Annotated in this window: 20 protein-coding genes and 1 other RNA gene; 8 read left to right on the forward strand and 13 right to left on the reverse strand. The window is 42.5% G+C overall.

Annotated features, from left to right (window positions below; genetic code table 11):
- Positions 1-662: 662 nt before the first annotated feature.
- The 3 genes from R7P80_RS20710 to R7P80_RS20720 all read right to left on the reverse strand — a co-directional run bounded on the left by R7P80_RS20710 (position 663) and on the right by R7P80_RS20720 (position 3,259).
- Entirely contained in the window at positions 663-1,148 is a 486-nt protein-coding gene (locus R7P80_RS20710; RefSeq protein ID WP_053302978.1) for a DUF6795 domain-containing protein, read from the reverse strand.
- 924 nt (positions 1,149-2,072) lie between these two features.
- Complete coding sequence (locus tag R7P80_RS20715) at positions 2,073-2,423, reverse strand: hypothetical protein (protein WP_005381666.1); 351 nt, start codon at positions 2,421-2,423, stop codon at positions 2,073-2,075.
- The gene (locus R7P80_RS20720; RefSeq protein ID WP_005381665.1) at positions 2,420-3,259 is read right to left on the reverse strand and encodes a hypothetical protein; all 840 of its coding nucleotides are present in this window, start codon (positions 3,257-3,259) and stop codon (positions 2,420-2,422) included. The genes R7P80_RS20715 and R7P80_RS20720 overlap by 4 nt, the downstream gene beginning before the upstream one ends.
- A gap of 217 nt (positions 3,260-3,476) precedes the next feature.
- On the opposite strand from R7P80_RS20720, the gene R7P80_RS20725 reads away from it, so the two are divergent.
- The 4 genes from R7P80_RS20725 (at position 3,477) to R7P80_RS20740 (ending at position 11,104) form a co-directional block, all read left to right on the forward strand.
- Positions 3,477-3,818 (forward strand): hypothetical protein, encoded by a 342-nt coding sequence (locus R7P80_RS20725; protein ID WP_005381663.1) that lies wholly within the window; start codon positions 3,477-3,479, stop codon positions 3,816-3,818.
- 136 nt (positions 3,819-3,954) lie between these two features.
- Positions 3,955-6,279: a type I restriction-modification system subunit M gene (locus R7P80_RS20730; protein WP_005381661.1), complete on the forward strand. Its 2,325-nt coding sequence runs from the start codon at positions 3,955-3,957 to the stop codon at positions 6,277-6,279.
- Entirely contained in the window at positions 6,279-7,673 is a 1,395-nt protein-coding gene (locus R7P80_RS20735) for a restriction endonuclease subunit S (protein WP_225491891.1), read from the forward strand. The genes R7P80_RS20730 and R7P80_RS20735 overlap by 1 nt, the downstream gene beginning before the upstream one ends.
- A 179-nt stretch (positions 7,674-7,852) precedes the next feature.
- A complete protein-coding gene (locus R7P80_RS20740; RefSeq protein WP_225491892.1) occupies positions 7,853-11,104 on the forward strand; it encodes a type I restriction endonuclease subunit R in 3,252 nt (1,083 codons plus the stop codon).
- A 153-nt stretch (positions 11,105-11,257) separates the two neighbouring features.
- Here R7P80_RS20740 and R7P80_RS20745 read toward each other — a convergent pair whose 3' ends face one another.
- The 5 genes from R7P80_RS20745 to smpB all read right to left on the reverse strand — a co-directional run bounded on the left by R7P80_RS20745 (position 11,258) and on the right by smpB (position 16,121).
- Complete coding sequence (locus tag R7P80_RS20745) at positions 11,258-12,298, reverse strand: helicase RepA family protein (protein WP_225491893.1); 1,041 nt, start codon at positions 12,296-12,298, stop codon at positions 11,258-11,260.
- A 101-nt stretch (positions 12,299-12,399) separates the two neighbouring features.
- Positions 12,400-13,551 carry a site-specific integrase gene (locus R7P80_RS20750; protein ID WP_225491894.1) on the reverse strand — a complete coding sequence of 384 codons (1,152 nt, stop codon included), beginning with the start codon at positions 13,549-13,551 and terminating at the stop codon, positions 12,400-12,402.
- Positions 13,552-13,812: 261 nt separating this feature from the next.
- Positions 13,813-15,105 (reverse strand): site-specific integrase, encoded by a 1,293-nt coding sequence (locus tag R7P80_RS20755; RefSeq protein ID WP_005381643.1) that lies wholly within the window; start codon positions 15,103-15,105, stop codon positions 13,813-13,815.
- Positions 15,106-15,201: 96 nt separating this feature from the next.
- Positions 15,202-15,569: a transfer-messenger RNA gene (ssrA, locus tag R7P80_RS20760) on the reverse strand.
- Positions 15,570-15,635: 66 nt separating this feature from the next.
- The gene (smpB, locus tag R7P80_RS20765) at positions 15,636-16,121 is read right to left on the reverse strand and encodes an SsrA-binding protein SmpB (RefSeq protein WP_005381642.1); all 486 of its coding nucleotides are present in this window, start codon (positions 16,119-16,121) and stop codon (positions 15,636-15,638) included.
- A 119-nt stretch (positions 16,122-16,240) separates the two neighbouring features.
- On the opposite strand from smpB, the gene R7P80_RS20770 reads away from it, so the two are divergent.
- Together R7P80_RS20770 and R7P80_RS20775 are read left to right on the forward strand one after the other, a co-directional pair.
- A complete protein-coding gene (locus R7P80_RS20770) occupies positions 16,241-16,684 on the forward strand; it encodes an SRPBCC family protein (protein ID WP_005381641.1) in 444 nt (147 codons plus the stop codon).
- On the forward strand, positions 16,674-17,033 hold the full coding sequence (locus R7P80_RS20775) for an RnfH family protein (protein ID WP_005381640.1): 360 nt from the start codon (positions 16,674-16,676) through the stop codon (positions 17,031-17,033). Before R7P80_RS20770 ends, R7P80_RS20775 begins: the two co-directional genes overlap by 11 nt.
- Before the next feature lie 101 nt (positions 17,034-17,134).
- On the opposite strand, the gene bamE is transcribed toward R7P80_RS20775, so the two are convergent.
- The 5 genes from bamE to nadK form a co-directional block, all read right to left on the reverse strand.
- Positions 17,135-17,494, reverse strand: a complete 360-nt coding sequence (gene bamE, locus R7P80_RS20780) for an outer membrane protein assembly factor BamE (RefSeq protein ID WP_005381639.1) — start codon at positions 17,492-17,494, stop codon at positions 17,135-17,137.
- A 242-nt stretch (positions 17,495-17,736) separates the two neighbouring features.
- The gene (locus R7P80_RS20785; protein ID WP_005381636.1) at positions 17,737-18,219 is read right to left on the reverse strand and encodes a GNAT family N-acetyltransferase; all 483 of its coding nucleotides are present in this window, start codon (positions 18,217-18,219) and stop codon (positions 17,737-17,739) included.
- 21 nt (positions 18,220-18,240) lie between these two features.
- Positions 18,241-19,905 carry a DNA repair protein RecN gene (recN, locus tag R7P80_RS20790; protein WP_005381634.1) on the reverse strand — a complete coding sequence of 555 codons (1,665 nt, stop codon included), beginning with the start codon at positions 19,903-19,905 and terminating at the stop codon, positions 18,241-18,243.
- A 166-nt stretch (positions 19,906-20,071) separates the two neighbouring features.
- Complete coding sequence (locus tag R7P80_RS20795; protein ID WP_017820586.1) at positions 20,072-21,253, reverse strand: DUF3103 domain-containing protein; 1,182 nt, start codon at positions 21,251-21,253, stop codon at positions 20,072-20,074.
- Between the two features lie 265 nt (positions 21,254-21,518).
- Positions 21,519-22,403 (reverse strand): NAD(+) kinase, encoded by an 885-nt coding sequence (gene nadK, locus R7P80_RS20800; protein WP_005381631.1) that lies wholly within the window; start codon positions 22,401-22,403, stop codon positions 21,519-21,521.
- 146 nt (positions 22,404-22,549) lie between these two features.
- Here nadK and grpE point away from each other — a divergent pair, with 146 nt between their 5' ends.
- Entirely contained in the window at positions 22,550-23,146 is a 597-nt protein-coding gene (grpE, locus tag R7P80_RS20805; protein WP_021034134.1) for a nucleotide exchange factor GrpE, read from the forward strand.
- A gap of 418 nt (positions 23,147-23,564) precedes the next feature.
- Complete coding sequence (locus R7P80_RS20810) at positions 23,565-24,839, forward strand: dicarboxylate/amino acid:cation symporter (protein WP_053350256.1); 1,275 nt, start codon at positions 23,565-23,567, stop codon at positions 24,837-24,839.
- Positions 24,840-24,905: the final 66 nt, after the last annotated feature.

Here is a 24,905-nt window from a genome sequence, read left to right on the forward strand (position 1 = left end):
CAATAAAAGTGCGAAGCAGAATAGCTTCGCACTTTTATTATTTATCACTCAAATAATTTAAGGCCGATGAAGCGTATATATAAAACGATGGCTAATTTATTTTATTGTTACTCCAGGGTATTTAATACATTGCTAGCATGACTGTCTAGCCTTTTTACTAACCTTGAAAAACAAAGCTTTATTGCTCTGCAAGTAATATTAGATAGGTTAATTTCCGCATTGTCTGACATTACATTTATGTGGCCTATAATACCGAGAACGTGTTCTTTACGTTCATTTTTTAGCTCTGAAATTAGCTAATTGAACCCAAGTAGCAAGGCCTACGGTCGCATCTGTTGTATTATATGACCCAGACCTGAAATTCTTAGTAAAGTCAAAGTTGAAGAGACTATTTTACTTACCCAACCATCAGTCATCCGAGCGTTATATCTATTGTTGAAGTCAAGAAATACGTTGCGTTCTAGATAAGTTTAAGGCTTAGATTGTAGTGCCGATCACTCATTACTTGTAGCGTTATTGACATAACCCAGAACAGATTTTTTCCTAGTCCATGAGCGTGGAAGTCGATACCAGAACCTCCTTCTAACCGATACTCAATGCCCCCGTGAATGAATGGCCAAAGAGGAGACATAGGAACTGGAGTTTCATCATGAGTGCATTATTTAATTTCCATACAAGTCAGAGTCTATATAACCAAATAAGTTACATTGGCTGTTTACGTAGTAGTCATCGTTTTCTTCATCATCAATTGAAAAAGCAAAGTACTTAAGAGGGTTCTCAGTGTCACAAGCAAGGTTAGCCATGTTATTTTTTACGTAATCCTCTATTTTATAACCATCAAAGCTTCCTTCCCAAATAATAGTACTTTCATCATTGCTGAGTTCTGCGACTAAAACAATAGTTACATAGCGATCAATGAGAGGAGTGCTTATGACGTCTTTATTTTCATAGACTGGAGAAAACTCAAAGCGACCAGTACTGTCTGTGAATGTTGATAAGTCTATTGATTTCCCTGACATGCTTAAACCAATACTAAGGCTAACCTTTAGGCTACTAAGTGGTTTTCCTTTCTTTGTTAACACACCATTGATTTGCGGTGTGTATTGATTAACGTGTTCGTCATTCAATTTACTTTCTTCAAAATTCATTACAATGCTCACTAATATGACTGTAATAATTCCAGCAACTTAATTTTTCACAACAATATTTTCATTTTGAAATTTAAAAATCTATATATGTTGTGTTTCTGTTCAATATCTAAGGTTAACTTTGTGATTAGAGTTACATTATTTTTTGTAACTACTGTTTGTAGTCATTACATCTATAGAGTTGTAATGAAACAAGCGAGTAGGGACTAACAATGAATACATCAATCAATTCATCGAGGGAGATGAGTATAGACTTTAGACTTAGATCTAGTTATCTCTTAGAAAGGATAGGTAAGCAGAAGACTTTTAAGTTGCAGGGCTTTTAGTACCATGCTTTCTGCCTTTTTGATTAGTACTTATGAACTTCTTGTTTACTGATTAATACTCAACGAGTTTGTAAACCTACATGGGCCAAAGGTATGCGGTAATCTATGTAGTAAGATTTCAGAAAGCATGAATGTTTGAAAAAAGAGACTATTTTAGTTGATACAAAAAAGGCCACCCGAAGGTGGCCTTTTCCAAACGTTTGGTGGAGCTGGCGGGACTCACCTTCAACTGCCTTAAAAAACAGTTACTTCAATAGGTTAGGGTATTTGTGATTTTTGAGAATAACCCTTTAGTACCTTATCTTAGTACCATATGAGGCCAGTATCAATATGGAAGCCTATTATCCTAAGTTAAGGACGCCAGTTCAGCTCCCTGGATGGGAGTTGAACTGGCGTCTGAAGTTTTATAGAGAGTCACAACCTTGATATTTGCATCTGCGGCGTTATAGGAAGGTGTTCTAAAACGAAATGAAGCGAAGTGTATTTTCGCACTTCGCTAGGAATGGCATCGGCAATAGTATTTGCAATTTAATCTATTGTGCTTTAGGAACCTTTCACCGATTGTACGGTATATGTTCCAATACGTGAGTTAATTAATCTATTCATCAAAAAATCTATCAATACATTTAGCACAGCGGTCTTGTTTGTCATAGTCGAAGTCTTCATAGACGTCGTTTAAAATTCTATTATCCTCAAATGTGATAATGGCTTGACAGTCTGAGCACCTTCCATAAGTAAGCTTGCAGACATCTTCTAGCTTGACCCGCTCTTCATAACCACATGGATGAGTTATGAAAAGTCGTAGACCATCCTGCTGAGCACTTTCGTAGGATATTTTCTCAAGTAGAACCGTAAGTTTCTGCATAGCAGATTCTAAGCTGTCGGCAGTGGCGACAAAATAACGTCGGGCTGGCGCAGCGGCAATTGCTTCATTAATAATGTAATTCATAGTTTACCTTTTTGTTTTATAATATTTTTTATTGTTTCTGTTTGGTGGGAAGTCAATGGCATCTTTTCTAATGCGAGTTGCGTTTGAATTAGGCGATTGCTTTGTCTGCGTACTTGGCACCAATCACTATCAATTTTTGCCTTAAGCCACTTATCAAACTGACTTTGCATCTTCTTAATCAGTTTTTCGATTTCTAAAGCTTGATTGGCTTTTTCATATTGATACTGCCAAGTACTCAACCGTCGTCCTTTCTCTTTTTCAATTGGTTCATAGCTCCGGTAATCTATTCCGACATGTTGCAAAACCGCATGGTTGAAAGTTTGCTTCAAGAGTTTTGTCGCGCCTTTTTTCTGCAACTCCTTCAAAACGCGCCCACGAACCACCTTACCGATAATTAAATGCACATGATCGCCACTGCCTTTGGTGCCGTCTTGGCTTTGTTGGTGTAGTACTGCTCGAATTTGTTGTCTATATTGAGCGAACTCAGATTTATTCAGCTTGCAGAGTTTTGCGAGTGCTAAACAGCAATCTTTGACAATGGATTGCCACTGCTCAGCGGTGGGCCTGTAGCCTTTTGGTAACGTAAGACAGTATTCCATCGCATAGCTTGAAAGTGGGCGACCACCACGGCGGTTATTTAGTTGTTGATTGAGCCTAAATTTTTCGCCTGCTAGAGCAATTCGGTGGGATGTTTCTCCGCAACCAAAGATCGAAATGAGTGCTTCGGTGCATTTGTGGTTGGCGTGTTTGGCGTTTAGCAGGTAACGTTCGCGCATCATTATGCCGTCAGAAGCGAGGCGAACGGGTTGTGTTGTTACAGTCCAGTTTTTAAGCATGAATCTCTATTTTTTATAAACATAGAAATTTATTTTTGTATTTGCAAATAACCTTTGAGTTATTTTTGTTATTTATGGCAGGTTCCAGATAGGACAACGGCTTCGCAATGTTATCCACTGGCAAGAATGGGGAACTCCCCCCTCTTAACTCCCCCTAAAAAATTCCGGTACAAATTTGTAATAGAGATAAATACTTTTTACTATTTTAATAAACAGTATGGATAATCTTCCTTCGTCCGACTTGATCGGCTATATCATCGAATTGGAGAAATTCGAGTCTACAACTCTTTTAGACCAAGTCATTGAAAGAGCGAAACTAGCAGGTTTCGTCAGTGACAGTAATAGTGTCGAAAACCTGTCTAAACTGAATTGGATTAAGAAGGTTACGCAGCTTGCTGAAAGCTCGTTCAACCTTCAAGCCACAGTTGATGGCGAGCTTGTTGAGCTGAATATGTCGACGTTTAAGCAGCTTAGGCAAGAACGCGAAAAGCGAGTAAATGATATTTTGGAGTTGTTAGCTAGGTATCTCATTGATGCAGCTCCGCCTTACAAAGGCTAAGAACTAGTGTTGTTTAAAATATGATCTCTAATTTAAAGTACCTGTAATAGGTGCTTTTTTGTTGTATGTCGCTGCGACTTGGAGAGTGGTGAGGTACAATCAGCACAATTTTTCATATTCAATTGTGCTGTTTACAATGACTAACAACAACTTCTCCCAAACCGCTGCCTTTATCTGGTCGGTAGCTGACCTGCTTCGCGGTGACTTCAAACAATCCCAATATGGCCGTGTGATCCTGCCGTTTACTCTACTTCGTCGTCTTGAGTGTGTGCTTGAGCCAAGCAAAGATGCAGTGCTTACAGAATATGAAAGAGTATCGAAGATGGGCTTGCCTGAAGAGGCTGCCGAGAAGTTTCTTCTTCGTGCTACGTTCGAAGAAAAAGACCGTTCCAAGAATTTATCATTCTTCAACACCTCGCCAATGAACCTTGGCAAGATGGGACAAAGCAACATCAAGGCGAACCTTGAGAAGTACGTGCAGTCATTCTCCAAGGATGCACGTGAAATCTTCGAGCATTTCAAGTTCGACGAGTTTGTCGGGCTGCTAGAAGATGCCAATCTGCTTTACAAAGTGGTGAAGAAGTTTGCCACCACCGACCTTAGCCCAAACAGCATTTCTAACCACGATATGGGCTTGGTGTTTGAAGAGTTGATCCGCCGCTTTGCGGAAGGCTCAAACGAGACCGCTGGTGAATATTTTACCCCGCGTGACATCGTGCGCCTGACCACCTCTTTGGTGTTTATGGAAGATGACGAAGCCCTAACTAAAGATGGCATCATCCGCACCATCTATGACCCAACAGCGGGTACAGGCGGCTTCCTTTCTTCTGGTATGGAATACGTACACGAACTCAACCCGAAAGCGGTAATGCGTGCGTTTGGTCAGGAGCTAAACCCAGAGTCATACGCGATTTGTAAGGCAGATATGCTGATCAAAGGGCAAGACGTTAGCCGTATTAAACTGGGTAACACCTTGTCTAATGACCAACTGCCAGCAGATCAGTTTGACTACATGCTGTCTAACCCGCCGTTTGGTGTGGATTGGAAAAAGATTGAAGGTGAAATCAAAGACGAGCATCAACAAAAAGGCTTTGATGGGCGCTTTGGCGCAGGCTTGCCGCGAGTCTCTGATGGTTCGTTGCTGTTCTTGATGCACCTTATCAGCAAGATGCGAGATAAGAAGAATGTCGACAACAAAGTGATCGATGGCGGTCGTATCGGCATCATCCTTAATGGTTCACCACTATTTACTGGTGGTGCGGGTAGCGGTGAGAGTGAAATACGCCGCTACATCCTGGAAGCTGATCTACTTGAAGCGATTGTCGCACTGCCTACCGACATGTTCTACAACACAGGCATTGCGACCTATGTTTGGGTACTGAGTAACAAAAAAGACCCTGCACGTAAGGGCAAAGTGCAATTGATTAATGGCGCTAACTTAAGTACGAAAATGCGTAAGTCATTAGGCTCTAAGCGTCACTATTTAACTGATGAAGAAATTCGCACCATCACGAAAAACTTTGGTGACTTTGAAGAAATCGACACCTTGACCAAAGATGGTGTGACGGACAACCAAAAACACTTTGCCAGCAAGATATTTGATACTTATCAGTTTGGCTACCGCCGACTAACCATAGAGCGTCCATTACGTCTGTCAGCACAAATCACCGATGAAGCGGTGGAATCATTGCGTTTTGCTCCTAAGCCATTTAACGCTGTAATGCAGGCGGTCTTTGAGCAGTTTGGCGCTGAGTGGACAGAAGACACCTACGGCTCACTAACTGACGTGGAAAAAGAAGTTCGAGTTCTGATCAAAGCCGACTTCCCTGAGTTGAAAGAAAAGCAAATCAAGGATGTACTGGATAGTAAGTTGTGGCTCAATCAAAAAGCTCTGATGGATGCGGCGAAAGCCCTGCAAATTGCCGTTGGTGACAGTCTTGGTGGAAAAGCGCAGCAATCCGACGACTTCAACCAGTTTGAACTAACTCTGAAAGGCGCGTTTAAGGCTACTGGCATCAAGTTCGATGTCAAGCAGAAAAAGCAGTTTATTGATGCGGTAACGTGGAAGAACCAAGACGCAGAACCTGTGATCAAAAAAGTGCTCAAAGAAACTGCACAACCGCTTTACGGTGCTTTTGACTATAAAGGCAAGGTGGTTGAGTTCCAACAAGATGGCGACCTGCGTGATAACGAGAACGTGCCGCTTGATCCAAGTGTGAGCACATCAACCCTTATCGAAAGCTACTTTAAGCGCGAAGTACAGCCACACGTTGCCGATGCCTGGATCAACGCAGATAAGCGCGATGACAAAGACAATGAGATTGGTGTAGTGGGTTATGAAATCCCATTTAACCGCCATTTCTATGTTTACCAACCACCACGCACACTGGAAGCCATTGACGCTGATTTGGATGCAGTGAGTGCCGACATTATGAAGCTTCTGCAAGAGGTGCATTCGTAATGACAGCCTTGAGAGAAACAAATAGATATCAGGCGTATCCAGAGTATAAAGATTCTGACGTTGAGTGGTTAGATGACATACCTAAGGATTGGTGTACTCGACGACTGAAACATATGCTCGAAAGCTCTATGTCCTATGGAGCCAATGAGGCAGCGGAAAGGGCTGTATCTACTGAACCTAGATATATTCGAATCACCGATATGAATAGTGATGGTACTTTAAAAGAGGATACTTTCCGTTCACTACCTAAAGACATTGCTAGTGATTACTTGTTGAAAGATCGCGATATCTTATTGGCAAGAAGTGGTGCAACTGTTGGTAAATCATTCATTTATCGGAAAGAGTTTGGTGACTGCTGTTTTGCTGGATACTTGATAAAAGTTAGCTGTGATAGCGCTAGATTAAATTCTGACTACGCTTTTTGGTTTTTTCAATCTTCTTCGTATTGGCAATACATTTCGGGTTCCCAAATACAGGCGACTATTCAGAATGTTAGTGCTGAAAAGTACGGCGAAATGTATATATCGCTGCCCGAGCATGTTGAGGAACAAACCCAAATCGCCAATTTCCTCGATCACGAAACCGCCAAAATCGACACCTTGATCGAAAAGCAGCAGCAACTGATTAAACTGCTTAAAGAAAAGCGCCAAGCGGTGATCAGCCATGCTGTGACTAAAGGATTAAATCCGCAAGCGCCAATGAAAAATTCTGGTGTGGAATGGTTAGGGGAAGTGCCTGAGCATTGGGAACAAATAAAGCTAAAACATATAACGCATCAAATTGTAGATGCTGAACACAAAACAGCACCTTACTTTGATGATGGTGAGTATCTGGTTTGTCGTACAACTAATGTTCGAGATGGAAAACTACGGTTAGATGGCGGTAAGTACACGAACCATGCTATTTATGAAGAGTGGACTAAGCGCGGTCAACCAGAGGTTGGAGACATACTATTCACTAGAGAGGCTCCAGCAGGAGAGGCGTGCGTTTATACAGGAGAAGTACCACTTTGCCTCGGACAAAGAATGGTTCTCTTTAAACTCAATCAAACGAGAGTGTTGCCTGAATTTGTTCTCCACTCTATCTACTCTGGCTTAGCTGATGACTTTGTGAAGCAGTTGTCGCAAGGGAGCACAGTTGCACACTTCAATATGAGCGATATTCAAAATATCCCGCTGTTTGAGCCACCAAAGGATGAGCAAGCTCAGATAGTTGATCATTTGGCAAAGGTTCTAGCAAAATATGATGCACTAACATCTTCAGCCTCTCTAAAGATTGAACTCATGCAAGAGCGCCGAACAGCCCTTATATCTGCCGCAGTGACAGGCAAGATTGATGTTCGGAACTGGCAAGCGCCAATATCTCAAGAACAAGCGTTGGAACAAACCGCCTAAAAGTATTGCCACTCTCGCTTGAGTGGCTTTCCTTGCCTACTTGGCGTTGCAGCGGTGTTGGCGGGCACTCGCAAACCTCATCACATAGGAAATCTATGCTCAGAGGCTTTGCTCGTTTGCCGCCTACCTGCAACACCAATTAGTTTGGGAAAGAGATAAGTAGAATAAGAAGAATGGTTATGAAAGACACTACACAAGAACGGGTATTTCAGGACGACATCATCAGCCACATGGTGGCCAATGGCTGGGTGCAAGGTACTGGCGAGGGTTACAACCGCGAATCGGCATTGTACGACGTGGATGTGCTGTCCTTTATCAAACAGACCCAGCCGAAAGAGTGGGAGAAGTTCTGCAAAGTCTTCCCGACCGACTCGGAGCATCACTTCCTTGATGCCTTGGTGACGCAGCTTAAGAAAGCCGATGAGAGCGCCACTGATCGTGCGTCACGTACCTTTGGTACCTTGGGCGTGCTTCGTCATGGTTTGAAAATCCGCAATGCCCGTTTTGAATTGTGTCAGTTTAAGCCTGAGCATAACCTCAACCCTGAAACCTTAGCGCGTTATCAGCAAAACATCTGCCGTATTGTGCCTGAGCTGGTCTACAGTCCGTATGCAACGCAAGCTGAATTAGAAGCAACAGGAAAACAAGCAAAACGCTGGCGCATTGACTTGGTGCTGTTTGTTAACGGCTTGCCAGTATCTACTCTTGAGTTGAAATCTGAGTTCAAACAAGCAGTAGAAAACGCCATTGCGCAATATAAACTAACCCGTTTACCGAAAGACCCAGCCACCAAAAAGCCAGAGCCGCTATTGAGCTTTAAAAGCGGTGCCTTAGTGCATTTTGCGGTAAGCCAGTATGAAGTTTACATGGCAACCAAGCTCGCGGGTGAAGAGACATTCTTCTTGCCGTTTAACAAAGGCACGCATGATGGCGGCAAGGGCAATGACATTCCCGAAGATGAAAACCGCTACGCGACTGATTACCTGTGGAATGAGGTTCTAACCCCAGACAACCTGCTCAACATCATCGGGCGTTTTATCCATCTTCAAATTGAAGAAAAGGAAGATTGGGAGGGGCGTAAAACCAAGAAAGAAACCCTGATCTTCCCGCGTTACCATCAATGGGATGTAGTAACCAAGCTGGTTGAAGCAGCCATTGTTGAGGGCACAGGCAATAAATACCTGATCCAACACAGTGCAGGTTCGGGCAAGTCGAACTCGATTGCTTGGACAGCGCACCAACTCTCGACTTTGCATGATGCCAATGGCAACAAGCAGTTTGATTCGGTGATTGTGGTGACTGACCGCACCGTGTTGGATGATCAGTTACAAGACACCATCTATCAGTTTGAACATGCTGATGGTGTAGTGGGACGCATCAACCGCAAAGAGGGCGATGGCTCTAAATCAGAGAAGCTGGCGACGGCACTGGAAACCTCACAGCCTATCATCATCGTGACAATTCAAACCTTCCCGCATGTGTTAAAGGCGATTGAGAATTCAACGTCACTCAAAGAGCGTCGTTACGCCATTATTGCCGATGAAGCGCACTCGTCACAAACAGGTGCAACGGCTCGCCAGCTCAAAGAAGTGTTGATGACGGATGAAGCCAATGATGATACCGAACTTTCCTCAGAAGATATTCTTGATGCCACCGTTGCGGCTCGTCGAGGCAGTGCCAACCTGAGTTACTACGCCTTTACCGCCACACCAAAGCCAAAAACTTTGGAGTTGTTTGGGCGCAGACCTGACCCAGAGCAACCAGCTTCTAAACGTAACTTGCCAGTGGCTTACCATATATATTCCATGCGTCAGGCGATTGAGGAAGGCTTTATCCTTGATGTTTTGAAAAACTACACTAACTACAAAGTTATCTATCAGCTCAAACAGAAGCTGGAAGCGGAAGATAAAGAGGTTGATGCAGGCAAAGCTAAGCTGAAACTCAACAACTGGGTGCGCCTGCATGATCACAACATCTCGCAGAAAGTGAAGGTGATTGTTGAGCACTTCAAAAAGAACGTGATGGGTTTATTAGGTGGTCAAGCTAAGGCGATGGTGGTTACTAGTTCTCGTAAAGAAGCAGTACGCTACAAGTTGGCTTTTGATAAATACGTGGCAGAAAATAGTTATGCGGGGATTCGTGCGATGGTCGCGTTCTCTGGAGAAGTGGAATTTAATGCCGCCGACCCAGACAGCACGGCGTTTATGGATCAGAAATTTACTGAGCACAACATGAACCCTGATCTTAAAGGTCGTGAGATGCGCAAAGCCTTCAACACCGATGACTATCAAGTGATGTTGGTTGCCAACAAGTTCCAGACAGGCTTTGACCAACCGAAACTCTGTGCAATGTATGTAGATAAGAAGCTGGCTGGCGTTGAGTGTGTACAGACACTTTCTCGCCTCAACCGTATCTATCCGGGGAAAGCAGAATGCGGTACTTTCGTGCTCGACTTCCATAACGATCCGCAAGATATTCTTGATGCTTTCCAGCCTTATTATCAAGTGGCAGAGCTGGAGGATGTCACTGACCCTGACAAGATTTTTGACCTATCAGAGAAGCTGCGTGCTAGCGGTATATTCTTATGGTCGGAGGTAGATCAATTCGTTGATGCCTTCTTTACCAAGAACAAATCTAATGCGGCTATCAGTAATATCTGTAAGCCAGCGATAGACCGTTGGCGCAAGCGTTATACTTCTGCGGTAGAAGCATACATTCACGCTAAAAACGTGTTTGAACGCACCAAGAGAACAGACGATGCCGTGTTAATCGCTAATGCGGAGAATTCCTTCAAAGAGTGTAAGCAGGAGAAAGATCGCCTAGAGATCTTCAAGAAAGACTTAGGCAGCTTTGTTCGCTTCTATGAGTTTATGTCGCAGATTGTCGATTATGACGATAAAGAGCTAGAGAAACTGAGCCTGTATGCACTCCACCTTCGCCCAATGCTGCGCGAGAAGGTTATTGAAGAGGATGAACTTGACCTTGGTAATGTGGTGATGAGCCACTATCGTCTGTCGAAGATCCGTCAGCAGGACATTCAGCTTCAAGAGAATACGCCAGAGTACAAGTTGCACCCAAGCAACGATGTTGGCACTGCCAAGCCAAAGGATAAGAAAGAAGAGTTCCTCTCTCACATAATTGAGCGATTGAACGAGGTGTTTGTTACCGACAACCTAACCGACAAAGACATGATCAATTATGCCTTTACGGTGCGTGACAAGCTCACAGAGAACGAAACAGTTATGAGTCAAATCGCCAATAACACGCGTGAGCAAGCCATGCTGGGCGACTTCCCACGTGCGATTGATGATGCGATTTTGAATAGCAACGAGGCGCACCAAGAACAAATGATGCAGTTGTTGTCTGACCCGAACAAAACCAAACAATTTGCGCGGGTTATCTTCGATATGTTGAGTGGGTATAAAGGGTAAGGAAGTGTTTTTTGTGATGAAGGGGCTGGTTGAATCAGCTTAAAGTTTTTTGAGTGAAGTGGATGAGCCAGTTTATGGCTGGCTCATGCTTTAGGATATTCCGTTCTTTCAGTTAATTAAATAAACGTAAAAAACGGAATCAACTGATGCCAGTTAAGCGTTGTTGATAAGGTAATATATTTTCTTTCGCCCTGTTTTTCCGCTAACCTCAAAGTTGATGAGCTTACCGGATACACGGTCAATTATTTCAGCGCACTTGTCACGGCCATATTTTGTGTTTTTTAAAAGAAAATCTCTTAATTCCGTTTTATCCATCTTATTGCCATCTAAAACAGACTTTATTAATGAAACGGCATCAGGGTACTTATCAAGATAATCATTATATTTAAACACTTCATCTTGTAAAGATTTTGCCTTTGTATGCGTATTTTCATCGATATTGCGAACAGAATTTATCATATCAACATACTTCAAACTTTCTGCTTTTTGGTATGCGAAGGTCAGCTCAAGGGCATTATTACCACGGAGTTTTTGGTTTATCAGTTGAATGTGTTTTGTTTGGGTTCCATTTTCATCAGTATTGTCATATTTAATGTCCATCATGTAAATACAATCTACGTCTTCGATAAGATCTGATGTCCCAGAATAGACAAGTTTGTTGTCGCCATCTCGATTTTTGTTGGTATGACCTAAACCGATAAAGGTTCCCCCCTTCATAACAAAATCTCTGACAGTGATACCAAATCTACGCATATTTTTTTTGTCCATTGTGTCAGCGAACTTCTTAAGAGTATCCACAATAATCACAACATCCTTTGCTGCATCATCATCAGATAATCCGTCTAAGATGGCTAATAGAGAATGTGATTCGAAGCCGTTATATCCGGGAACAAGCACGTGAACCCCAATACTTTCCAAAATTTCAGTTTTTTCAATAACTCCATTTTGAGTATCATCAGCATTTATATAAAAGACCGATAGATCGTTAGTAAGACCTGCTGCATGAGCTTGTTTCAGTTGGTTGATGATTAATAAGGTCTTGCCAGCATTCGGTGGTGCAAAAAGAGTACTTGACTGTCCTTTGAGAACTAAACGGTCAAAGATAAAAACGCTCTCAGCAGCGTTCTGTTTAATATTATCTAAGTCCTCATTGATAGCGAGTTCAATGAGTGTTGCCAATGTATTTTTTTTCATTAAATAAACTTTCAGTAAATTTTGGGTGAGCGAAGCCGTTCACCCAAATATATGGGTTAATAACATATTTTTTAGTTGTGGTGGTGCTGTTTAAATAGATATCACGCTAAATTATATGGGCGAATATGTTCGGTATGGCTCGTATCTATCATATTAACAACAGGAGCAAGAATTCTAGGATGGTATTGCTCACTGTACGTATCAAACGACTCAGAATTATGTTTATGGCCAACAATGCACTCTATAATCTCTTTAGAAACACCTAACTGTTTCAACTCATTGATGAACGTGTGTCGGAAAGAGTGTGCATCTAACCCTTTACCTAAACCCAATGAATTCCTACGGCGTTGAAACCACTTCGAAGCATTGTGTGAGTAGTACTCTTTAATAAGTGGTAGCTCTGGGAAGAGGCGACCTTTGTTCTTTGAATTTACGAATGCTAAGAAGCCTTTTGCAATTAGACCGTCATGAATTGGTACTAATCTGATAGATGAACTATTTTTGACACTCTGCCCTTCGAAGTTCTCCCTAATCTTAAGACAGTAAACACCATCAACTTGAGTTACATCATCAAAGATTAGTTGGCAGATTTCATTTAGCCTTGCCCCTGTGTAACGTAACAATAGTGGTACCCAGTAGTAATAAGAATGAAGGTAGCGATGAGATTTGTAGTCTGTCATGTTGAAAATGGCAGCAAGGTGGTGGTCGGAAAAGCATAGGCGTTTCTTTCCACCTTTTTCACTCTTTTTTGGAAGTCGATAAAATACATTGTCCTTAACGTATCCATGAGCTTTGCTCCAGTTAAGAAAAGTAGAGAACTTTTCGATTATCCCTTTGACGGTTGTAAGGGAAAGACATGGTTTAGGCTTTGGCAACGCTGCATTTTTGAAGATTACGTCGTACCCTGTTAGTCCCGTAAACTCAGAGTGTTTCTTTGCGTTTGTGGGGTAGTAGCTCAAGGCGTCTCGAACATTCTCAGCGCCTGAACGATCAAGCTCGTTTAAGTCATCAAAGCCGATGAGGTGCAATACTCTCGTAAGAAGTTCATGATCCTGCTGGATGTTTTTTAGCTTAGATTTGCCGAGTTTGATGCGTGAATCAGTATAAGCATCTAGTAGTTTGACACCTGTTAGTGGTTCTAGTGTCTTATGGCTTCGTTGCACTGGTATTTTAAGACTGAGGATAGCTTCGAGATTTACGTTATCGCTGAAATTAGAGCGTAAGCTTTGTGCCACAGAAGAGGATAAATTCATAATAGTTCCTAATTATCAATTGCTTTCCAATCAATCTAAGAAGGTCTTTCACGGCCGTAAAGAAAAAAAACTAGCAACCTATTAATCACATACATGTATCCATATTTAACTGCAACTTGTTTTTTAAATTGTTGTTTTTAAATTGTTTATTTGGTTTTCTTGAGCTGATTGCTGAAAGAATGAGCGAATGAGTTTGTTTTTTTTGGGCGTGAAATCACGCCCAAAATTAAAGCCACATAATTGTTTAAGAGGTCGCTAGGGTCACTCAGTTGAATAGTTTTTCACCTTATCTAAAGGGAGGGGATCAATCAGGTTTACGACAGTCATCACTTGCTCAATGTTTAGATCCTTCCCGTATCGGTCGTAGGTAATGTTATTCAAGGTGTGACCTAGTATCGCACCAGCCACAATATGGGAAATTTGCTTTTGTTTAAGTTGTGTCGCTACCGTATGACGGAAAGAATGAAAGTCATGTCCTTTGCCAAAACCAAGTTTGGTTTTAAAGCGTCCATACCACTTAGAGGCGGTGCTACCAAAACCATCTCGTGAATTTTTCAGTTCAGGAAACACACGCTCATGTTTGATTGAGTGTAGGTATTTAATGAATCCAAGTTCTATTAATTGTCGGTGAATTGGGATAATGCGACGACTCGTTACATTTTTTAGTTTCTGTCCCTCATATCGGTCATCAATTCGGATCACCCAAATACCACTCTGTTGATAAATGTCCGCTTTGTAGAGTTGACACAGTTCATTCTGCCGAGCACCTGTAAAATAAGCTAAGAGAGGGAGCCAGTAGTAGTAGGGATGCCTGAAGTCTCCCTTCGCATGAATTTCTGTACTAAAAATTTTCTGTAAGTCTGTTTTTGCATATGCGTTTTTGGCTTCACTATCTTTACGTTGCTTTCGGAAGCGAATTGCTTTGAATGGGTTGATATCAGTAAATTCGTTCAAATGGCACCACTCAAAGAATCCTGACGTTTTCTGACAATAATCTTTTACCGACTCTTCACTGAGTGTAGGCATATTAAGGCTATTATTGAGTTTAACCGCCTCCTTGGCTGTTAGGCCTTTGAACTGGGGGTGTTTCTTCATGTTTACGGGGTAATGTCGCAATAGCTGCACTGCGTCTTCTGCATCGCGTCTGCGAATTAAAGGGAGATGGGATTTTCCAACTAAATCAAGAACGGTTTTGCACTTAGCTTTCAGCATTCCAACGGCCTTAGGAGAAATATGCTGAGCCTTATAGAGACAAAAGCGCTCTAGCATCTTTTCTGGGCATAACACCTTAAGCTTTTTCTGTTTTACTGGTGGGTGCTTTTTTTCGTTATGAATGGGTCTGACTTGCTTTGGTGCTGTGGTTGCAGTCGGGGATATGATGGTGCGACGAACCTGTATCTCTAGTTCTAATGCTAAAAGCGTAGCTTTATCTTTGCATGATGTTTTTAGCGATCGTTTAACTTCACGAAGCCCGTCAAATAAGTGTCGATGCTCAGATGGGATTTGATAGCGAAACTGCCAAATGCCAGATTTTGAAATAGATAAATAGCGCATGTTTTAGTACCAAAATGTAGTACAAACAGCCTAATATTGAAGTGGCGAATACAAAAAGGGCGATAACTCAGAGAGTTACCGCCCTTTCCAAACGTTTGGTGGAGCTGGCGGGAGTTGAACCCGCGTCCGAAAACCGTTCATCATTGGTACTACATGCTTAGTCGATCTTTAATTTCGCCACCCACCTGCGAACCGACACGCTAATGAATGACTAGCCTGAATTAAAATTCGCCGTTCATCTCTCAGGCGGGAGAATCCGGGCTAGCGCGTTTGGGTTTGATCCCTCGTTGATCCCCGTCTTACGTGCGGAAGCTAGGGCGAGAGAGCTCTTAGCAGGTTATTAAGCTGCTAGTGCGTAGTTTTCGTCGTTTGCGACTATTTTTTTGCGGTTTGTTAACGAGGCCTACCGCACCTCGGCATGCACCTCAGACTTCTGAATTCCCGTCGAATCCTAAATCAGCCCCAGGTAATATTCGCATAGTAACAGAAAAGCATTGGCTGTCCAGTACTATGCGTTTAAGTGGTCAAGATTAACGCAGCGCGCTCTTCATTACGCGTGCTTTTTCTCTTGCCCAGTCTTTTTCTTTTAGATCCGTACGTTTATCGTGCAGCTTTTTACCTTTTGCTACGCCAATTTTTAGTTTCACCCAAGAGCGAGACCAGTACAGTGAGAGGGCCGTTAATGTCATACCTTCACGGTTTACACGTCCGAATAGGTTATCCAGCTCACGACGACTCATTAGTAGTTTACGCACACGTGTAGGGTTCGCCACAACGTGTGTCGATGCCTGATTTAAAGGAGTGATTGTCATGCCACTCACAAAGGCTTCACCGTCACGCATAAATACGTAACTTTCAGAAATATTGGCTTTACCTTGGCGAAGGGCTTTCACTTCCCAACCTTGGAGCTCCAAGCCAGCTTCGATTTCATCATCGATGAAATACTCGTGGCGAGCTTTTTTATTCAGCGCGATAGTATTGCTACCCGCTTTTTGTTTCGTTTTTTTCTTTGCCATAATAGCGTCATTATACGGGTTGGATATCGGATAGGAAATCCTTTTATTTGCGCAATCGTGGAATAAAAGTAAAATTGGCGAGTAGCTTTAAATCTGTACATGTATCGATAGGAGTATGTATGAAGCAAGTCAGCCGTTCTGCGCTTGTGTCTTTTAGCGCCGAACAGATGTTCAATCTGGTTAATGATGTTGCTAAATACCCTGAATTTCTGCCTGGTTGCTCGGGCTCTAGAATCATTGAGTCTTCGGGGAATGGTATGGTGGCTTCTGTCGATGTGGCGAAGGCTGGAATCAGCAAAACGTTTACGACTTCAAATGAGTTGATCCCCGGTCAGGCAATTATGATGAACTTGGTGGATGGCCCGTTTAAGACGTTGCGTGGTGGTTGGATTTTTACCGCGCTAGATGAACAAGCTTGCAAGGTTGAACTAAAGCTTGAGTTTGAATTCTCAAGTAAAATGATTGAGATGGCCTTCGGTAAGATTTTTAACGAGCTTACTAGTAATATGGTAAATGCATTTACTAAACGCGCAAAACAGGTCTACGAGTGTTATGAGTATTGAGTCAGATATGATTCACGTTGAGGTTGTCTATGCTCTTCCTCATGAACAGCGTGTATTTAACTTAGTGGTAAATAATCACGCAACGGTAGAAGAGATCATTCGACAATCCGGTGTATTGGAGTTGTACCCTGAAATTGATTTGTCCAAGAACAAAGTGGGTGTGTTTAGTCGTAACGTGAAGTTAGATGCGACCGTTCGAGATCGAGATCGAATAGAGATTTATCGTCCGTTACTCGCCGATCCGAAAGAGATTCGCCGTAAACGGGCGGAGCAGGCTAAAGCCGAGGGGAGTGCAGACCCTGTCACCGGTGGCAAGCCTAGTTCTGTACGTAAAAATAAGCAGGATTAATATAAACCCAATAGCTCATGTGAGTTACTCAAAGTTTGACTAACGTGATTTCTATATAATAAAAAACCTCCCAAACGGGAGGTTTTTTTGCAAAAGTCAGTTTACTGAATTTGCTCGTAAAATGCGTCACTTTTTGGAAAGTCACCACTGATGTCTGCGAGTGTGCCTTGGCCATTAAAGTTTACAATCAGATCTTTCTGTACTGGTTCGCCATGGCCAGGAGTATGATGATAGATGTAATACCAAGTGTTTGGATAGCCGTTTTCAATAAGCATTGGCGACCCTAATACGAAGCGAACCTGTGCTTTAGTCATCCCAAACTTTAATTTATCAACCGCACTTTGTTCTACATAGTTGCCTTGGTTGATATCAATACGATAAACCAGTCTTTCCAATACCGAACATCCTGTCAGCAATGTCATTGCTAATGGTACGGCAACTAACCACTTCTTTAATTGCATAATAATTTCTTAGTAACCTTTAAAATACTGCGCTGATAATAAACAAGCTCGACGCAGATGTAAAAAGCTATGCGTCGTATGGTAGACAATCTGACAACGAATTTTGAGTTGAGTTGCATTTATTCACCGATATTAGGCGGTAAATGTCACCACATGACGTATTAGTTAGGTGACGAAGAGCAAATTTCAATCGGAAGTAGGGTGATGGACGCTTTCAGCGGTGAGCAAAGCCTAGTGACTCGTTAGTCGGTTTTGGCGAATTCGCGTAATGCATCACCTGAAAAACGATAATACTCTTTTTCATGAATTAGTGTTGCACCAATTGAGCGGTAAAACTGACCTGCGGTAGGGTTACTACTTTCAGCTGTCCAGTCCAACCTTTGGCATCCACACTTGATCGCCAAAGATGCCAGATACTTCATTAACTTGAGACCAACCCCTTTTCCTCGAACCTTCGAAGATACGAACAGATCTTTTAAGTACATCTGCCCTGAGAGTTTTGGGGCAGGGAACATGACGGTATAAGATGCAAAGCCTACGACGTCATCATTATCGTAAACCGCAATGATATTAACACCAGAATGTTCAGAGAAGACTTGGCTCTTTAGATAATGGACCAGATCGTGTTTTGATGAAGCTTTTTCTTTGAAGTAGTAATGTTCTAACTCAATAAAAATAGGGATGAGATCTAAGCAGTTGGTTTTGTGTATTGCTCTGATATCCATATCTCATCCCTTGTCGATTTATTAAGCGGCGATAAGCAGTTCTTTTGCGTTTGCCAACGTTGAGTCGGTTATTTGACTACCACCAAGTAAGCGAGCTAATTCTGCCACACGTTGTTGTTCATCTAATGCGTGCATTTGGGTTTCGGTTTGGCCTGCTTTGGTTTGCTTAGCAACAAACATTTGTTGATGGCCGCATCCGGCAACTTGAGGGAGGTGAGTGACACACAATACCTGAGTAGATTCGCCAAGCTTGCGTAGCATTTTGCCCACTACGGCAGCTGTTGGGCCACTAATACCTACGTCCACTTCATCGAAGATTAAACTTGGTGTATCTACTTTCTGAGCGGTGATCACTTGGATAGCTAGAGAGATACGTGATAGCTCACCGCCTGACGCAACTTTTGCTATAGGTTGCAATGGTTGTCCCGGGTTGGTCGATACTAAGAAGCACACGCTGTCCATGCCAAGCGGCGATGGGTGCGTGTTGTCATTGCTAACTTCGATACTGAATACTGCTTTCTCCATGCTCAATTCGTGCATGCTTTGTGTGATCAGTTTGTTCAGTTCTTTTGCGTAACGGCTGCGTGATTTGTGCAGTTTTTCTGCTTGTGTTAGAAAGCTTTGGTACTTGTGTTCTACTTCTTGAGCAAGTTCATCTAAACGTTCATCGGAGCAATCTAACGCTTCTACTTGGGCCAGAAGATCTTGATGATGCTGGTAGAGTTCTTCTGGCATTACGTGGTGTTTACGAGCTACAGACATCACTTTAGAAAAACGTTCTTCTACATAAGCCATACGAGCTGGATCAACATCGATGCCATCTAAGTAGCTGCGTAATTCATTCTTCGTTTCTTCAAGTTGAATCATCGCTTCTGACAGCATGTTAGGTAGCTCAGATAGCTTTTCATCTAATTCGGCTAATTGAATTAGGGAGTGATTGGCCGATTGCAAAATACCAAGCGCATTGACTTCTTCACCTTCGTAAATAAGCTCGATGGCTTGCTGACAGGTAGTGGCGAGTTCACCACTGTTGGATAGTCGTTTATGCTCTTGCTCGAGCTCTGCAAATTCTTCTTCACCTAGCGATAACTCATTCAGTTCTTTGATTTGGTATTCAAGCAACTGTTTTTGCGCCTGGTTTTGCTGGCTATTTTCTTTTAGCTGCTTGAGGTTATTATCCGCCTGACGCCAATGCTGGTAAGCACTTCGTGTGCTTTTTAGTAGGTTTAAATGCCCAGCATATTGGTCGAGCATGGCCATTTGGTGCTCACTTTTCATCAATTGATGATGAGCGTGCTGCCCATGGATATTGATAAGTAGCTGCCCTAGAGATTTGAGTTGTGATAGTGGAACAGGGCTGCCATTAATGAAGGCTCTTGAGCGGCCTTCTTTTGTGATACTACGACGCAAAATACACTCACTGCCATCTAGCAGATCGTTATCTTCTAACCAACGTGTTGCATGTAAGTTGTTGTCCAATAAAAAAGCGGCGCTAACTTCGGTTTTCTCTTCACCTTGTCGCACCATGCCGGCATCGGCTCGTCCGCCTAAGCAGAGCCCTAAAGCATCGATAGCAATGGATTTACCCGCGCCTGTTTCACCTGTAATGGTGGTCATGCCCTTAGAAAGCTCGAGTTGTAAAGACTTAACAATCGCAAAATTATTAACACTTAGATGAGCCAGCATTTTATTTACCTGTATAACTGAACAATACTGTATAAGAGAACAGTATATACTGTTTCTTTATACAGTAAAGTCAGGTAAGGAAAATTTTCTTTGTAGGCTGTTTTTTTGTGATGAAGTGGGAAAAATGAGCCGATGTGATTACAACGACTCATTAAAATTGAACAGGTTACGGACGAGTTGGGTTAATCGTTAGTGGTTCTAGTGTGACGACTGCATTCACACCTGCACCTGGGTGATCTACGTATGAAGTATCTTGCATTAGAGTGTAGTAAACGTCGACGAAGTCATCATCATTCGTGAGTACACCATCGGGGATAGTGTCGATGATCTTGTTCGTGATTTGCGGAATAATCGCGTAAGCCTGAACTTCTGGATCTGGAATCGCTTTCAATACTTCTTCGGCAACTTGAACAAGGAGTTTTGCCAATTGTTTATAGTCTGTGCCGTCATCTTGCTCCATGAGCACAATGTCTGCCGCACCCCAGCGGTAACGAGACCAGTGAATAATGATCTGATTCGGATAGTAATCTTGGTTATCGTAGTCTAAGTATGGAAGCTCCACCAAATCGAGAGTAGGTTCATCACGACTTGGATTGACGCCCGTTACGATAGCGTAGATTTCTGCCTTGCCAGAGATCCAAGGTTCTTTGTCATCGGCTAGACGGATCTTTTTCAACTGCGTGGTTTGAATTGGAGCCGCTTCGCTATTTGACAATAGCGGTGTATTTTGGCGTTGTTCATCAGCAATATATGGTTGAACTAAAGCTGGTTGACCGAGTTTTTTCATCTCAGCTTGCATAGCTTGCAAGCCTGCTTTTAGCTCTGCAGAGCTATTGTTATCAACGACAAGCACAGGTACCTCAGGGAGCTGGTAAACATCGAGTTGATGGATGTTGCCATAAACATCAAATGCTTCGATGTATTGCCAATTCTCATCATCACCACTTGGTTCAAATGCAAATAATGGCTCGACCTCGCCACTTTGCCATGCTGTTATCATGGCTTCATTTGCCAAGCGAACTTCTAACAACTGATCAGAGTATTCAGAAATACCTTTCCAGCTACGAATTTGAGTGTCAGCTTGTACAAGCTGGCGGCTGAACTCTGAGTTAGGGTTTTGCTTAACAAATGCTGATACAGACACGTTAGTCTGTTGTGGAGTAATATCTCTTCTCAACATGGGTTCAATGGCAGCATAGTTCTCACTCAATTGTTGAGCTAGGGCACGCTTCGTCTTAGTGATATCTTCCGCTTTTGCGTTGGATACACTGTTGACTTGCGTTTCCTCTGATTGGCAGCCAATAAGTGCTAATGTACTGAGAACAGACAGAATGATGGTTTTCTTCATAATATGTCCTTTATTGATTGTATGAAATAGAGTTAATACTCTATTCATGGTGAGAATATCACCGGACATAGATCATTGAATTTGCTTTTCTATCTTTTGTGTAAAGTTTGCCCACAGGATCAAAATTTATAAGCTTCTCTTTAATGATGACAAATATCGTGTCGCCTCACTACTTTGTGTCTATTTCTTGTCTAAGAAAGCCAAAAGCCAGTAGCAATTAAGCTGCTGGCTTTTTTATTGAAGTTATTGCCCTGAGTAACAAGTGTTAGAACAATTTACTAGACCAGCCAAGCTTATTCCGTAAGACGTGATAGTAGCTGTAGTCTTTTGGATGGATGAGCTTTAGTACATTTGGACTTTGATAGATGTGAATTTCGTCGCCAGGGGTAACTGGAAGTGAGACTTGTCCATCACAGCTAACTTCTTGTGTTCCACGGTTTTCTGGTGATACCACCAATTTAATTCGACGTTTTCCATCAACCACCAAAGGTCGACTCGACAATGTATGCGGGAACATTGGCACGAGTGAAATGGCATTCAAGCTAGGAGAAAGAATTGGGCCGCCGCCAGAAAGTGAATATGCCGTCGAGCCAGTCGGAGTGGAGACAATCAAACCGTCGGCCCGTAAAGAGAAGGCGAAGCTTTCATCAATATACACTTCAAATTCAATCATATGAGCAATTTGCCCTGGGTGAAGTACGGCTTCGTTTAGCGCAGCGTTATGGCTCTTTATTTGTCCGTGGCGGTGTACTTCCGCCTCTAAAAGAAAACGCTCCTCTTCAATGTACTCACCGTCGAGTACCGCTTGCAGAGACGCTTGGAAGTCGTCTGGGTTCAAGTCAGTTAAGAAGCCCAAATTTCCGCGGTTCACGCCTATAACTGGTACATCAAATCGGGATAAAATTCTTGCTGCACCTAGCATGTTGCCATCGCCACCAACCACAATGGCTAGATCGGCATTTTTTCCTAGTTCAACTAAGCTAGCAAACTGACTCTGTGGGATATCATCCAGTATTGCGGCAAGGCGATCGTCAATGAATACTTTATAGCCCTCAGAGGTCAACCATTGGTACAACTCTTTATGAGTTTGAATTGCTTGTTGATCTCTTGGTTTTCCGATAATCGCGATCACGTTACATGGATTTTTCATAGCATTTCCGCATTAAAGAGGCTTGAATCAGGAATCTTCATCCCCATAATAATGGCAAGTCACCTAAATATGCGAATTTTTATGTGGTTAAAGCCCGCAAAAACGCGCATGGCTTTAAGGGCATTATGTTGAATTCTGGAGATATCATGAGCAACGAAGAAAACAAAGTTACAGAAGAAGAGCTTGATCAAATCATCGAAGAGGCTGAAAAAGTAGAAGCTGAAGCACAAGAAGTTGAAGCTGAGCTTGAAGAGCTTGGTGATGAGACAGACGCTAAGATTGCTCAACTAGAAGCGGCACTATTGTCTAGCGAGGCAAAAGTAAAAGAGCAACAAGATGCGGTGTTGCGTTCTAAAGCTGAAGTAGAAAACATGCGTCGTCGCACTGAGCAAGAGATCGATAAAGCACGTAAGTTTGCGTTGAACAAGTTTGCAGAAGAGCTGCTTCCTGTTATTGATAACCTAGAGCGTGCAATTCAAGCGGCAGATACAGAGAATGAAACTGTGAAGCCGTTCCTAGAAGGCGTTGAACTAACACATAAAACGTTTGTAGACGTTGTCGCGAAATTTGGCTTGAAAGCAATCAACCCTGAAGGTGAAGCATTCAATCCAGAGTTCCATCAAGCGATGTCGATTCAGGAGAGCCCTGATCATGAATCAAACACTGTTATGTTTGTTATGCAAAAAGGTTACGAACTAAACGGTCGTGTGATTCGTCCGGCAATGGTAATGGTTGCTAAGTAACTTTAACTCCCTGTTTTTTTAAATATAAAAGCGCCCATCATTTTTGATGGGCGCTTTTTTGTTTTAAACATAAATGACTGCATCGAACTTCGTTGTATATCGATAAATGAAAATTTGATCCCCTTCATATTTTTTCCTATTGGTTAATTATTTTCCTATAGGAGATTTTCTCTCATCTCGCTGCGTGTTTATTAACGGAAAGGACTATAAGTGATTGTAATCATTCGCTGTGTGAATGTTTATTCTGCATAGGAATGTAAATATAGTCATTTTTTCTAAAATAATTTCGTTAACAAAAATGTAAATTATCACTTTATTTTGTAACTTCGGTGTGTATGATTTGCGACTAATGCTTTAAAAGTAAGCATATATAACTACAAAAATGTAAATAGTAAACACAACATATCGGAGATTTATAATGGATAAATCGCTTTCTAGTAAGATTTTTATAGGCTTGTTTGCCGGCCTTGTGTTGGGGACAGCAATTCAGTACTTATTTAGCGGTATTGCGATTTTTGATACATACCTACTTGGAGCAGCAGAAGGTGTTGGCGGCATGTTCGTCTCACTGATCAAATTGCTTGTTGTTCCTTTAGTTTACGTTTCAATCGTATGCGGCATTGTTGACTTGAAAGATATCAGTGCATTTGGTCGTCTTGGTGGAAAAACTTTTACCCTTTACATTCTTAACACCATCATTGCGATTACGGCGGCTTTGACTGTCGGCTTGATCTTCCAGCCAGGAGTGGGCGCTAATCTAGCAGGAACGGTATCTGAGGCTGTACAGCTGACAACGACAGAGACGCCGGACATTTTCTCTTTAGTTGTTAACATTGTTCCTAGCAATCCTGTACAAGCGTTTGCTAGCGGCGACATGCTGCAAATCATCTTTATGGCAATTTTGACGGGGCTTGCAATTCAAGCTTTGGATTCTCGTGGTGGCCCAGCTATTCGCACATTCAAAATGGCAAATGAAATCATGATGAAATTGGTTGGATTAGTGATGAGTCTTGCACCATATGGTGTGTTCGCACTAATGATTCAACTAGGTGCAACGCTAAACGCCAATACATTAATGTCCGTTGCCGGTTACGTGGCTTTGGTGGTTGCGATGTTGGTGTTCTGGATCTTCTTCTTCTACCCAATGGCAGTGAGTATTGCGACAGGAACTTCTCCAAAGACTTTCCTACGTGCAACTCGTGAGCAGATTCTTTTCTCTCTATCTACCGCGAGCTCAAACGCGACTATCCCGGTAACGATGCGCACACTGACAGAAAAGCTTCAGGTCTCTAAATCGGTTGCTGGCTTCGGTGTACCACTGGGCGCAACGATGAATATGTCTGGTGTTTCTATCTATATTGCTCTAGCAACGATGTTTGTTGCGAACGCTTTTGGCCAGCCAATTAACACCGCAGACATCTTCACACTTGGCTTAACTATTCTTCTGTTATCTATTGGTGCTGGCGGTGTTCCTGGGGGCGGCGTGGTAATGGTAGGCGTTTTGCTTCACCAACTAGGTTTACCACCTGAAGGTTTAGCAATCATTGCAGCGGTCGACCGTATTAATGATATGTTCTGTACATCATCTAACGTTGTCGGCGACACGGCAGTGAACACCATTGTTGCAAAAACAGAAGGTGAGATCGGTAAAGAAGAAGGTGTTGATGCTGAGCCTGCTCAAGCGAACGCCTAATACCTTGAATAATTTATTTTAACCCTAATATTGAAGCGAGCTCTTATGAGCTCGTTTTTTATTTAG

It is taken from the genome of Vibrio sp. 2092 (assembly GCF_033339635.1).
Lineage (GTDB): Bacteria > Pseudomonadota > Gammaproteobacteria > Enterobacterales > Vibrionaceae > Vibrio > Vibrio alginolyticus.